We start from the raw sequence: 13,286 nt of genomic DNA, 5'->3' as shown, positions 1-13,286 counted from the left end.
CTGCCTGAAAAGCTCCGTCAAAGATGAGAGCATTGCGCCTGGCACAGCTTCCTGCCCGGAGGCTTACAGTCCGGAAGGGGACTGTCCCAATTTCCAAATATGGGACTGTTTTTCAAAGTGGAGGCGGCTTCCATCTGCCTGGAATTAAATAGCCTGAAAAGATTTTTACCTGACGAAACCTGAAGTATGATGTATAAGTTCAGTTTATGGCTTTTTTACAGATTAAAAAGCTCAAACATTTGTCAAAACTATGAAATGTCTGTTAAAAAACATCAGATAAAATTTAAATATCTTGTAACACGGAAAATTATTTTCTGTAACTAATCTCCACGATGAGCCTGGTACCATTTTGTTATTCATCAGCGTGTGTCTTCTTTACCTGGTTTCGGAAAAAAATAACTGGGAATGCTCCATAGTTATAGATAGTCTTTGCACCCTAAAGATTATGAGTGTCATCATCAACAATTTGCCAATAAAAAAAGCGCAACATAGAAAGGGCTGTTCTGCCCTGCTCCTTGTCACGCTTTCACTTTCTCAATCAGAGCTTATTCTGCCAAGACCGTAAAACGTTCCGTAAAATTTAACACATAAGGTTCAAATGTCAATTCATATTACGTCGCCATCAGGTACAGAGTTTACTATCAGTAACTAACGAGGATTGTATCCACAACCCAATTTAAACAAGGTTCGTAAAGTTAGGCCGATTACCGTACTCTTCAGACTAAAGGCTGAAGAATAAGGTTCCTGGGCATCATTGCTCTTTCAAGGATAAAAAAAAATCGTAATAGTTTAGCCCTTTTTTAAGGAAAGCAGGGGACAGGCACTCTGGGCCCCACTTGAGGATCAACCGATGATTTAAACGTCTCACTTTTGAGACAAGTGGGTCCCAGAAGAGCCAGTCCCCGTGCCACATGCAAATGGCTAAACTATTAGAAAAAATCTTGTTTTTTTCTACTGTATTGTAACGGTAAGTTACTAACTGGACAGTCAAATGTTATTGTGCAACCCCTTGGATTTATTGCCATTTTACAAGCTTTAAATATCCAGATGTTTCCAAGAACTAACCATCTGAAATCATGATGTTTTTTTCTTCAGCTAATAACAATTAACTGATAACTTTTAACTCTCAAGTTACTAAATCTGGAAAGCTAAGCTTTCATGGCTAACTACGAATAACATCGTATGAATATCAGTCAGTCACTGCCTCCCTGAAAGCTACAAAACTGCTGTCAATTTGTATATTTACGAACGGACGGGCCGGAACTCTTGCTCACTAAGACTTCCGGCCCTCTGGCCTGTTAGAGAGTCAGCTTTAACGGTAAAGCATATACAGCTTTAGAACCTTGCAGCTTAAAGCCAGCCGTTCGTGATCAACAGCCCGGCAAAAGGGGAATCATTTTCCGGACGGTGAAAAAGCTCAGGAGGTCAGTGCGTTGTAATGTCAAATTCCTCGCCACCTCACGCGCCTGAACAATCTTTTTCAGCCGGTTCCGGCCAGTACAATAGTAACCGGTATTTTTGCCGCAGCTGATGATTTATTTAGAAATACGTTCTTGAGACTTTCAAAACCTGCATCAGGCAGCCCTAAAATAGACGCTTTTTTTCAAATCAATACCGAGAGTACCGTATTGCTTGAGTCTGATTTCTTCAAAGTCTTCAGGCTTGTTGCCAATACGGACAAAGTATACCATCCTGTTTTCACGGACAAGGCTCCAGATCCAGTCCATTATCAGGGCAATAGCAGGGTTTTTCTCTGGGTTCCAGCATCCACGCAGGTAAAGATAGCTCACGTCCCCTCTCGTACTGGTTCCTAATCCAGTGCATGATGCCGCGTTAATGCTCATGCGGCGAATGAAAATGCGAACATCAATGCCGGCCTGGCTGATGAATTCTACAAGATCATCAATGTCCACAGCTATGGCCACTTCATTAGTGCATTTGCAGTTCCGGCAAGATCCGTTATTTACGACTTCAGATGGTTTGCTGACCGGCAAAGCATAAGGGGCATTGACAACTTTTTGTTCCATCATGATAAACCCTCCTCAAGTTTCCTGAGCTATTCATACCCGACCAAAAGTCGTGGCAAACATATACTAATTATTCATCGTGTTGGGATTCAGGCTCCACTTTGAAGGCAGTTACTCACAAATTCGGTCCCGGGCCGCCCGGGTGGGGAGCTTACAAATCAAAATATCCATTTTTGGAAACAGACCTTGAATCGCACGTGTTAAACTCTGACAAGGCCTTAATTAAATTAAGTCTGATGGTTTCCAGCTGTTTGGACTTGATTGATTTGCGAGTTCTTTCCAGTCCGGCTATGGCTTCCTGAATAGCTGCAGCCAGGAACTTTTCCCTGATTGCTGTCGCGGGCAAGTGAGCTCTTGTGCATCCATCCTGGGAATGACTCTTGCTGTGTAAATGAGTAAGAGACTTAAGGCACTCCTGTTGCTCGTCGATCTTTTGATGCAGGCTTTCAATGTCTTGCATCAAACGATTCACAAGGCTTTGTCTGGCAATGTAAGCTTCTTTGGTCATTAGTTTTGATGGGTTTTAAGTTTTAAGTTTTACGTTTTAAGTGTTAAGTAAAAAAAACTGCGGGTTTAAGGGTGCCTGCATGTAAAGAAAAGAATATCTCACGCCCCCTGCTCCTATCTCAGGCAAAGAATCTGAGGTTTGCAAGTCTTTTCAAAGACAGGTGCCTGGGGGCGAGAGATAACATATTGTTCAGGATGGATTTAAACCTTCTCGCTACACCCTACGCTTTAGACGGATAGACCAAAAAAAAGCGTGCTGGATAGAGACGCTGCCTTACCCTATCCGTCACGCTTTCACTTTTTCCGCCAGGTATGTCTGCGAAAACCGTAAAACGTTCCTTTATATGTATCAGTAATAAATTTGTACAAACATCGTTGTGTGTAATTGATGCTTATGATTATCAGTATCAAGTTGGCATGTCAAGAAAAAAATAAAAAATTTTGACCTTCCGGTTTTAGCGTATTTGCTACTCAAGCTTGCCCGGTGAAATTGACCGAAGGTCTACGGCTACTCAGTACTTACTTGGGCGAGTTTTCGAACTGGCAAGTGACAATAATCTCTTATGTCCTGGCCTAAACATATATTCAGCTTAGATTTAAGCATTTTCCGGCAAAGTGCGCATTAGTGACTTACCGTTTCAATCCTGTAGAAATAAGCATAACCATGTGCTGCTCATGGGACCTCCCAATGTTGGAAAAAGGGTAATCTTTAACTATCTGACAGGAATGAATGTCAATTGCGCCAACTATTCAGGGACTACAATAGATTACCTGGCAGGAAAAATTTCCATTGCCGGCAAAAAAATGCTTCTTGTAGATGTGCCCGGAACCTATACCCTGAATGCTACCAACCAGGCGGAGCAGGTAGCAGTAGATATGCTCAAGGGGCTGCACAGGGCAGGTTATCAGCCGTCTTTCATGCACTGCAGTAATGATACCGGGGACTATTCCAGTGCCCTCTCACCAAGACCTGGCTCTGTTGTCTGCGTGCTGGATGCTAACAATATTGAAAACAGCCTTTATCTATTGTTGCAGATTATGGAGTTCAAAATCCCCACCATAGCGGTTTTGAACAGGATGGATCTTGCCAGGGATAAAAACCTGAGCATTGACCATGTAAAATTAAGCAAGGATCTCAATATTCAGGTTATTCCAATGGTTGCAGTTGAAAACCAGGGATTTGATCAGTTGGAATCTGCTCTGGAAAATATTGTTCTAAACCCTGTTGAGCCGGAGGTAAACTGGGATATCAATTGTTCATGCCTTTGGAAGGTTGCTGAGAAACTACGCGGAAAAATCTGCGTTCAGGGAAAGCTGAAAAAACTTTCCAATAGAAGTGTCTGGGGTAATAAACTTGTCAGTCCCTGGCCTGGCCGCCCTTGGCCTTTCTCGTTTTACTTATCTCTTTTGCACTCATAGTGGGCGTCGGCATGCAACTTCACCAGCTTATTCTTTTACCGCTGTTCAGAGGGCTTATCATCCCGCAAATCGTTATGATAGTTGAGGCCCTTGTCCCACAAGGAGTCATCAGAAACATCATGATTGGCGAATACGGTTTTCTAGTCAAGGGCATTGAGTGGCCATTCACCCTGGTCATGCCATATGTGCTTTCATTTTACGGGGTAATGGCTGTGCTGGAAGACAGTGGATATCTGCCCAGGCTGGGGGTTCTTCTGGACGGTATTCTGAATAGAATAGGACTGCAGGGATCAAGCATTATTCCTCTACTGCTGGGCTACGGATGCGGCATTCCAGGGATTCTGGCCACAAGAGCCATCTCGACAGGAAAGGATTATGATCGCCACCATGATCTGCATGGCTGTTCCATGCATATCTCAGACAGGTGCCTTTATCGCCATGCTTTCTGAACGTTCAGTATCAGTAGTTCCTGCAGTTTTTATGCTCTCATTTGCAGCATTGCTTGTTTCGGGCTTAATTATGGATAGATTATTTAAAGGGCCAAGACCTTTGACTATCATTGAAATTCCGGAACTCCTGCTTCCAAGAAGACAAGTTCTGATGAAAAAAATCTGGGTCAAGTTAAAACACTATGTTATGAACGGTGCTCTGCCCATGATCATTGCTGTGGCCATTGCGGCTCTACTTTACGAAACAGGAATCATGGCCTCTGTGGGGAGTCTGCTCAGCCCCCTCGTGGTTCACTGGCTCAGAATGCCCGAGGAAGCATCCATCCCCCTGATCCTGGGTATAATGCGCAGGGAACTGGCAGTCCTGCCGTTGTTAGAGATGAAACCGACTACACTTCAGCTTTTTGTGGGCGCAGTAGTGGGTTTATTCTACGTGCCCTGCATTGCTATAATTGCTACTCTGGCCAGGGAATTCAATGTCAAAACCGCCTTATTCATGCTGATTCTGACAAGCACTACAGCTTTTCTTGCAGGAGGCATATTTGCTAGGATGGAGTTTCTGGAGTTTATGTTTAATTTTAATGAGCTATAGAAGTGAGCATTTATCAGCATTTTGCATGGTTTAAACCGAAACCGAACCCGTGGGTAACTGTCTTGATAAGTTGAGTCTGAATTATGCAGGCTTTTAAAAATGCGGAAGTAAGCCTCCTTCACATCGAAGGACAGTCACTTTTCTAATAATCAGGTCAGACCTGCAATGTGCAGTTACTATGACAAACAGCTGATTATTTATGTTTTCAGTAATACGTAATGCTCTCAATTAAGAGTCATGCAGCTCCTCAGCCATGCAAGGCAGAAGAGGGGAATCTATTCGTCCCCATTATCGTGAAAAGGGCGAACACGAGGTTCGCCCTTAATTTTGAAGGTAAGCAGTGGTTTTGCCTGGGTCGTCAAAGTCAACGTTGGTAATTGGCAAATAAATCTACATGGAACCTATGTACAATGTTGACCTGAACCTGACTTCTGTTATGGCAATGCCGGTGCCGGCTACTTCCCTGGCTGGTACTCTGTGATCAGTTTCAAGAACATATCTTAACTCAGGATTAATTGTGAAGGTAACTTTGCCGTCTGCAGGTACATCATACTCCGCAATTTCATCATAAAGTATTGAGGTTGGCTCCAGGGACTCAAAAACTTCAATCTCCCCTCCAGATACTGGCTGACCATCGTATAATACCTGGACTGTCAACTGTTTGTGTCCATTTGGTAAATCTGTAATTTCTACTGGAACTATTTCTAATGGGATATCAACTGGATCATGGACCAGTGAGCCAGCCTGACTTGCCCAGACAACGCTTTTGCTAAAATCTCTGATTTCAGTAAGTCTGTATCTATTAGGGTCACGTTCAAGAACGAAAATGTGCTGCCCGCTATTGGCCAATGTTACAGATGCCTCGTAATGATTATCAAGTTCTGTGAGGTCTACCTGCTTAGTATCACCTCCTGGCGTAAATATGAACAGATTCAGATTGGTCAGCTCTCTTTCATCTAATGGATCGTCTGCATGAGCAAAGAAAGCTTTTAATTTAAAATTTTGGCCGGCATTTACCTGAAAGGGAACCTCAGTCCAAATGCAGTGAGCCATTGCTAACGTAGCTGTCGCAAGCATAATTAATACCGAAGCGCATAGTGTTTTGAACCAATAAGTCATGATCTTCTCCTTGGGTTTAGTTAGTGGTTAAAATTAAAAAATGGTAAATTTCCGTTCACGGTAAGCGCATAAGTTAATTGCTGTGAACGCTTAGTAATGAAAGTGATAAACGTTGTCAATATTTTTGTTTAAGTTTTTTTCTAATAAACAGGTCTGACGAGTAGCAGTTCAAGCTCACGGATTGACGGGACGAATCCATGAGGTAAACTTATTGGTACAAAATTTTGGTTCTTCGGGTTAAAGCGTGTTTGCTTCTTACAGGTAACTACAATCGTTTTGCTAATAAATTCAGATTACTATGGCTTTACCATACAGATTGCTTTGTTCGCTTAGGCTCCCTCGTGGGTGACAGGTTTTAAGCAACTACATCCCTGACAGCTCAGGTGTCATTGCGAGCGAGTCTTCGAGCGCGCCAATCCCAAACGCGTTAAGGCTGTTTTTTAGTGACTCCCAAGTTCGGTCCCGGACCGCCCGGATGAGGAGCTTACAAAAAGAATATTTCACCCCCGGCCTAAGTAGGCATAGAACCGCCCAGGTGAAAACCGTTAAGCTGAGACTGCGTCTATTTCACAGGGCAGGCAGGACCCACAGAGAGGAGGGCAGGCTAGAATAATCTTATATTCACATCCACCGAGCCGGTCTATATGCACTACATGCTCCTCGCCCGGGGCGGATGAACCTGTATTTTTCCACTACAGCCAGTTTCTGCCATGACTCAATGTGATCTCAATCTTTATTATTGTTTCTCGTTGGGAATGATCTAATTCGGGCTGTGCCCACAACCCAATTTAAACAAGGATCGTTAAGTTGTGGCGATAACCGTACTTTTCAGACTGAAGACTGAAGGGTGAAGGCTTAAAGCTAAAGAATAAGATTCCTGGGCATTATTGCTTTTTCAAGGTTAAAAAACTTTCTTGTATTTTCTACATCATTTTAACGGTAAGTTACTAAAGGATTCAAACTGTATGTTACTAATTTCCAGAGCAGGAGCGTCACTCAATGCAGTTTTCTGGTTTGGTCTCAGGCGCACAGGATAAAACGTTTTAAAAAAATACTTGACTTCAGAATGCTTGAAAGGTAGTGATATTAATTATCGTTACATGCAAACAAAAGGAGGAAGTATGAGTGACTTTGGAAAAGGATTAATTTTGTTTAGCGCAGGGCTGGTGGCAGGATATCTTGGTACCCGAATTATTGAAAACCCGCAAAGTAAAGCAAGGGGACTTGCGGTAGGTGCCATTTCCCAGGGACTTGATCTGAAAGAAAGGATCATGACATCTGTAGAGAAGGCAAAAGAGAATGTAGAGGACATGGTTGCTGAGGCCAGGCAGGAAAAGGACGGGAAAATTGGCATTGCTGAAGCTGGAAAGGAAACACAGCAATAAGTTTAAACTTAAAAAAACAGCAGCAGAAAGGTGCTGGTCTGATTAAATAGTAATGGGCGATTGCGTTTCGGCCATTTATATTGTTGCTTGTTAATAGGGTGTCGTGACTTTATAATGGACCTTATGCTTGCATTTTCAGTTCATCAGGCCAGGTGTCTAAGAGTGTGAAGAAGTATCTTCAAATTTTTACGTAAAGGCTTTGTCCGGATTATGTCGCGGAGAGGTCTTCAGAAATGCAAACGGAGCTTAAAAATTGAACTCAACAATAAGAATAGTGCACGAACTGCCTGGCAGGATCAGATATAGAGTTGATCCCGGAATTGACATCCACTTGCTTGCTGCAGCAATCCAAGATGAGCCGGACGTCATTAAGGTGGACTACTCTGCCAGAACCCGCAGTTTGCTGGTCTATTCATATACGTCGGAAAATGAAGATGTTTGGGGCATTGCCCGAGAGTTCGACAGTCCTTCATGCACTACTCAGGCAGGAGGAATCCCTTTGCCTGTTGTTAGACGCAATCCCCTTTTCCTGCCCTTTTTTCTGCTACGACGTTTCCTACCCGTCTGGGTCCGGTTTCTCATGTCTTTGAGACGGGCCTGGCCATTTCTTGTCAAGGGGTTCAGGTCGTTCATGCAAGGCCGGGCTGACCTGAACCTTCTTGACTCCTTAGCCATTGGCATTTCATTGGTTAAGGGAGAGTTTCGTTCAGTTATGATAATTACAACCCTGCTTAACCTGGGAGAATACTTAGAAAAATGGACTCGCAAACGATCTGTGGAGAATCTGGCCAACGCTCTTATGTACTCCAACGACAAGGTCTGGATCTCTCAAAATGGCACAGAGATTGAGAAGCATGTTAAGGATATCCAGCCAGGGGAGATTGTAGTAGCCCGCAGCGGACTTCAAATACCGGTTGATGGTGTTGTCACTAAGGGAGTCGCCATGGTGAATCAGTCCACCATGACTGGAGAACCACTGGCAGTACCCAAGGAAATTGGAGGCAGTGTGTTTGCAGGCACTGTAGTGGAAGAGGGTGAGGTTCATATCAGAGTAACCAGGAAAGAAGATGAAACCCGGGTCTACCAGCTTATGAAGATTATTGAGGAGTCGGAAAAACTCAAGTCAGGGCTGCAGGCCAGAGCTGAGTATGTAGCGGACAGGATTGTTCCGATGACTCTCATGCTAAGTTTGTTTACCTATCTTTTCAGTAAAAATTTAAACCGGGCCCTGTCTGTTCTGCTGGTTGACTATTCCTGCGCCATTAAGCTGTCAACGCCCCTGACCACGCTTTCAGCAATGCGCGAAGCAACTTGCAAAGGGGTGGCCATTAAGGGAGGAAAGTTTCTTGAAACCATGGACAAGGTGGATACTTATGTTTTTGACAAGACAGGGACTTTGACCCAGGCCAGACCTGAAGGTAAGGAAGTAATCGCTTTTAATGGTTTTGAAAGACATGAGGTCCTCAGGATGGCGGCCTGCCTTGAAGAGCATTTCCCGCATCCTGTTGCCTCGGCCGTGGTCAAGATGGCGGACGATGAAGGGATCATCCATAAAGAACGTCATTCACAGGTCAAAAATATTCTTGCTCACGGCATTCTTTCAACCTTAGACGGTCAGGAAGTCATGGTGGGCAGCAGGCACTTTATCGAACAGCACGGACAGATTGATCTTGTTCCATATAGTCAACAGATATCTACTCATCTTGCAAAAGGCCTTTCAATACTTTATGTGTCAAAAGGCAAGCAACTGGCAGGTTTGATTCTGATTGAAGATCCTTTGCGGGAAGATGCAGCAGACTTTATCAGACGTTTACGGGCCTCTAACCCAAAGGAGATTCATCTTCTGACAGGTGATGGCTCTCAAACAGCGCGTCAGGTTTGTGAAAAGCTGGGTTTGATCCATTACAAGGCAGAACTTTCGCCGGAAGACAAGGCTGTTTATGTCAGAAATTTAAAGAAGCAGGGGGCTGTGACAGCCATGATTGGTGACGGGATGAACGATACCCCGGCCCTGTCAGCGGCGGATGTGGGCATTTCAATGAAGCACGGAGCTGATCTGACAAAAGAGATGTGCGATATACTCCTGACCAATTCAAATCTTGATGGAATATTCACTGCCAGGAGAATTGCTTCGGGTTCCATGTTTAGAATCAAGCAAAACTACTCTATTATTGTAGGGGTGAACTCAGCGCTTATATTACTGGGTCTTGCAGGCAGGATTTCGCCAATGCTCTCAGCGACCCTGCATAATATGACAACCTTGCTGGTAAGTCTCAACAGCCTGCGCCCCTTGGATCCGGAATAAACAAAGTATCTGCTGCTAATGCGGGCTGTACCCACAACCCAATTTAAAACAATGATCGTTAATTTGGGGCGATAACCGTACTTTTCAGACTGATGGCTGAAGGCTGAGAGCTGTAGTCTGAAGGCTGAAGGCTGAAGGTAGGAGACTGATGGCTGATGAATGAAGACTCAAGGCTGAAGAATAGGGTTTCTAAGCATTATTGCTCTTTCAAGGGTAAAATTTTCTTGTTATTTTTTACAGGACTGAAACGGTAAGTTGCAAAAAATAGGGAATGTCCCGGAATAACACAGTAAGAAACGCGTATTGCTCCTATTATTAACATTTAACTGATAACTTGTAACTCCTGCTTTCATGAAGAATCAGAATGAATCTGATTTTGTATCAGTTTTTTTGAGAGTTCAAAGTTCCTGATTGCAAGCGCTTTGAGGCTTCCCCCATTGGTTGGACAAAAAATGGGTCAAGTTAAGGTGTAGACCTCGTAGTATTTTCAAGGGCAGGGACAGAACCTGTGAGTAACTTATACCCCTTGTTCCTAAGCTGGAGTCTGGGAATAATAGTAATAAGGAAGTGATCATTTAGATCAAACCACCCCCAACCCCTGCTGAATTAAGGAAGTGAGTACACCGTGCTGTGCTCCAGATACGACAAGGTTGTGTGACATCAACCTTCTGAAATAATTGACATAAATTGGGACAGTCCACGCGATGTATTATCTGAAAGTAGAATAATGTGGTGAACAGACACTACTATTGATTACAAAAAAATGACTGGTCTGTAAATAAATGCTGCTGATTAATCTTTTCATACTGCAAAAGTTCCTGATTCGAAGTTTAATGAGTTAGTTAATGTTTATAGTATCGCAGGACAGTTAACGTTCAAGCGCCCGAAGGAGTGATGATATGCTGGTAAGTGCAATTCCCGGTAGACTTAGAGTAAGACATGATGCTCTGCAATTTAATCAGAGCGCCAATGCTGTTCAGTCCACACTGTCTGAACTGGAGGGCATACAAAATTTATCGTTGAATACAAGAACCTGCAGTGCCCTGATTGAATACGACCCTCGTGTCATTGATCAGGCAGTAATAAGCAGCAAGCTGGCAGAGTTTCTTCCTGATCAGAAAAGGTCAGAAAAACCGAGAACAGCCTCCTGGAACAAGGGACGAGTCTCCAAGAGAGGAATGCTGGCCTGCCTTGGGGCAGCTCTAATTATGGCTGTTCTGGATGAGGAAGATGCTCATATTATGTTTGGTATAGGCTTCCTGGGTTTTTTGGGCCTGCACCTCAATGTACATAGCAAGAGAGTTCTCAAGTAAAATTATCTGATGCGGGTTGTGCCCTTAACCCAGAAGTATCTGTTTAGCGCTTTACATGTGGCATGGCTTCCTGCCCTGAGGCATACAGCCCGGAGGGGGACTGGCTCTTTCGGGACCCACTTGTCCCCAAAAATGAGATATTTGAAGCACAAAATGATGTTTAAGTGGGTCCCGGAGTGCCTGTCCCCTGCTTTCCTTAAAAGCGCTAAACAGATACACCCAGAAAAATATCTTTTCAGCCCCCTATGCGACTCAAGCTCGCCCGGATGAATAAAACTGCGTTTACGGCTACGCCGTATTTAATTAGGCGAGCCTTCGAGTGGGCGAGAAACAACATATTCTTATGTCTTGGTCCAAACATATATTCAAAATGGATTTAAGCCTTTTCCCGGCAATGCAAGCTTTAGACGGATGAACCAAGAAATTCAGCCATTCCAACATTTAATCACGAATATTTTTGATGCCACACGCTTCCATAGTTGTTAAAACACCACTCAATCCGGATACAGTATTAAAGAGAATTCAATACCTTGCAGATGATTTGCTCAAGGAACATGGTACACAAGTTATTACTTTACATAATAACCTTGATTCTGAGAACCCGGATGTCACTCTTAATATAGGCGGCTACACTCTGCACGGCAGATTGTTCATATATAGTGGCTGGGTTGAACTTAATGTAAAATATCCCTGGACTGCCTCAATTTACAAAAACAAAATCAAACAAGAGGTACACGAGATACTTTACAGTCTGCTTAATGGTGACACATAAGAGTTGGTTTTTGTAACAGCTTAGACGTTGAAATCCGCGCTGGGACTGTTATTCAAGGTGGCGGCGGTTCCCAGCCGCCTGGACTTTAATAGCCTGCAGGATGCAGGCTCCGCTTACCAGGACAGTTACTCACAGGCTCCGGCTTATAGAAAGGCCGTAACTGATGCATTTCTAAAAAAGTTTTAAATATGGTCTTGACAGTCGTAAAATATGCATTATAGTTCTATTAAGTTCAATTTTTCACAAGGGTAGAGCTTATAACATTCTGAAAATCTCATCGTTAACATATAAACATTAATATCAGTGTTAACGCCCTGCCAATTGTCAGTTTCAAAGCTTCTAATCAACCAGAAATTCAAACTGCCACTCCTTTCTCAAACCTGACACTGCTTGCTACGAGTATTCAACGCTAAACTGATTCTACTTATTAAATTCGAATTATTCGCCTCTTTTACTGAATCGCACATCGATTCTATGCTATTTGTTACGTAAAGTATTGGCCAATCTGATTCTAACCAAAACTTAAATGCATCTAAGCTGCAATTGATAGGGATATTAACCTTTATACAGTAAAGGAGGTTGGATATGTCAAACTTTCTGAACAAAGCTTACAGGGCATTTTTTGTATTTGTTGCAACTGCTGCTTATCTTCTGGTTGCCAGCCTTGGAAGTGTGAAGGCCACTGAAATTGCCTGGCACTACTATGACATGCATGGTCAGATGATGGGAGCGCCAAAACTTACTGATCCTCTAACTATAATCGTGACATTTCTTATCATTTTCTCCATAGGCCTGACGATCTGGGTGGCAAGCAGGAACGCTGACGAGAAGGAAAAGGAAGTTGACGAAGGAGTGAGCAGATCCCTTGAAGTTCCAAACTGAAACTGTACCCTTCAAGTATCTGACAGTTGCCCACACTTGACCCCAAAATTTATTTTAACCGCGAAGAGCGGTTAAAATTCTTATTTAGTGCTATAAGTACTATAATCTTATGCTAAATAAGTGATAAGAATAAAATAAAAAATATCAAAAGTATTACGCTTGTTGAAAATGTGCTCGATTTATTTCAAATTGGCCATACCCCACTCGTAGTGGGGTCATGTGTGGGCAACTGTCAGTTCAAGTATGGGGGCAAACAAAAAAAACCGGTCCGAATCACTTAACTATTTAAGCTGTTTCGGACCGGTTTTCATTTGTCAGCACCAATGCGGGCTGTTCCCACAACCCAATTTAAACAAGGATCGTTAAGTTGGGGCGATAACCGTATTTTTCAGACTGAAGTCTGAAGGCTTAAGAATAAGGTTCATGGGCATTTTTGTTCCTTCAAGGTTAAAAAAACTTCACTGTTTTTTTCTACAGGATTGAAGCGGTAATTTACTAAATGACAAACAATTGAGA

General features: G+C 43.2%; 11 protein-coding genes. 8 read left to right on the top strand and 3 right to left on the bottom strand.

Going from position 1 to position 13,286, the window contains the following annotated elements; genetic code table 11:
* Positions 1–1,574 precede the first annotated feature (1,574 nt).
* Both LZ23_RS19920 and LZ23_RS19915 read right to left on the bottom strand, forming a co-directional pair.
* Complete coding sequence (locus LZ23_RS19920; protein ID WP_045217057.1) at positions 1,575–2,030, bottom strand: hypothetical protein; 456 nt, start codon at positions 2,028–2,030, stop codon at positions 1,575–1,577.
* A 148-nt stretch (positions 2,031–2,178) separates the two neighbouring features.
* Positions 2,179–2,535, bottom strand: a complete 357-nt coding sequence (locus tag LZ23_RS19915; protein ID WP_045217055.1) for a hypothetical protein — start codon at positions 2,533–2,535, stop codon at positions 2,179–2,181.
* Positions 2,536–3,209: 674 nt separating this feature from the next.
* On the opposite strand from LZ23_RS19915, the gene LZ23_RS24820 reads away from it, so the two are divergent.
* The 3 genes from LZ23_RS24820 to LZ23_RS24810 are packed head-to-tail and all read left to right on the top strand — an operon-like array spanning position 3,210 to position 4,994.
* A complete protein-coding gene (locus tag LZ23_RS24820) occupies positions 3,210–3,953 on the top strand; it encodes a FeoB small GTPase domain-containing protein (RefSeq protein WP_198146057.1) in 744 nt (247 codons plus the stop codon).
* A gap of 11 nt (positions 3,954–3,964) precedes the next feature.
* Positions 3,965–4,402 (top strand): nucleoside recognition domain-containing protein, encoded by a 438-nt coding sequence (locus LZ23_RS24815; RefSeq protein WP_198146056.1) that lies wholly within the window; start codon positions 3,965–3,967, stop codon positions 4,400–4,402.
* The gene (locus LZ23_RS24810; protein ID WP_198146055.1) at positions 4,329–4,994 is read left to right on the top strand and encodes a nucleoside recognition domain-containing protein; all 666 of its coding nucleotides are present in this window, start codon (positions 4,329–4,331) and stop codon (positions 4,992–4,994) included. Before LZ23_RS24815 ends, LZ23_RS24810 begins: the two co-directional genes overlap by 74 nt.
* Before the next feature lie 390 nt (positions 4,995–5,384).
* On the opposite strand, the gene LZ23_RS19905 is transcribed toward LZ23_RS24810, so the two are convergent.
* Positions 5,385–6,113, bottom strand: coding sequence for a DUF4198 domain-containing protein (locus LZ23_RS19905; protein WP_084591154.1), 729 nt, complete (start codon positions 6,111–6,113; stop codon positions 5,385–5,387).
* Between the two features lie 1,121 nt (positions 6,114–7,234).
* Between LZ23_RS19905 and LZ23_RS19900 the strand changes: the two genes are divergently transcribed.
* The 5 genes from LZ23_RS19900 to LZ23_RS19880 all read left to right on the top strand — a co-directional run bounded on the left by LZ23_RS19900 (position 7,235) and on the right by LZ23_RS19880 (position 12,770).
* Entirely contained in the window at positions 7,235–7,498 is a 264-nt protein-coding gene (locus LZ23_RS19900; protein ID WP_045217052.1) for a hypothetical protein, read from the top strand.
* Positions 7,499–7,751: 253 nt separating this feature from the next.
* Positions 7,752–9,803, top strand: a complete 2,052-nt coding sequence (locus LZ23_RS19895) for a heavy metal translocating P-type ATPase (RefSeq protein ID WP_052507552.1) — start codon at positions 7,752–7,754, stop codon at positions 9,801–9,803.
* Positions 9,804–10,702: 899 nt separating this feature from the next.
* Positions 10,703–11,116, top strand: coding sequence for an HMA2 domain-containing protein (locus tag LZ23_RS19890; protein WP_045217050.1), 414 nt, complete (start codon positions 10,703–10,705; stop codon positions 11,114–11,116).
* Positions 11,117–11,576: 460 nt separating this feature from the next.
* Positions 11,577–11,888, top strand: coding sequence for a polyhydroxyalkanoic acid system family protein (locus LZ23_RS19885; protein ID WP_045217048.1), 312 nt, complete (start codon positions 11,577–11,579; stop codon positions 11,886–11,888).
* A 585-nt stretch (positions 11,889–12,473) separates the two neighbouring features.
* Positions 12,474–12,770 (top strand): hypothetical protein, encoded by a 297-nt coding sequence (locus LZ23_RS19880; protein ID WP_045217047.1) that lies wholly within the window; start codon positions 12,474–12,476, stop codon positions 12,768–12,770.
* Positions 12,771–13,286 lie beyond the last annotated feature (516 nt).

Origin of the sequence: Desulfonatronovibrio magnus (assembly GCF_000934755.1) — a bacterium.
Classification (GTDB): domain Bacteria; phylum Desulfobacterota; class Desulfovibrionia; order Desulfovibrionales; family Desulfonatronovibrionaceae; genus Desulfonatronovibrio; species Desulfonatronovibrio magnus.
The sequence above is the reverse complement of the archived record's forward strand: the minus strand, read 5'-3'. Positions and strand labels throughout refer to the sequence as shown.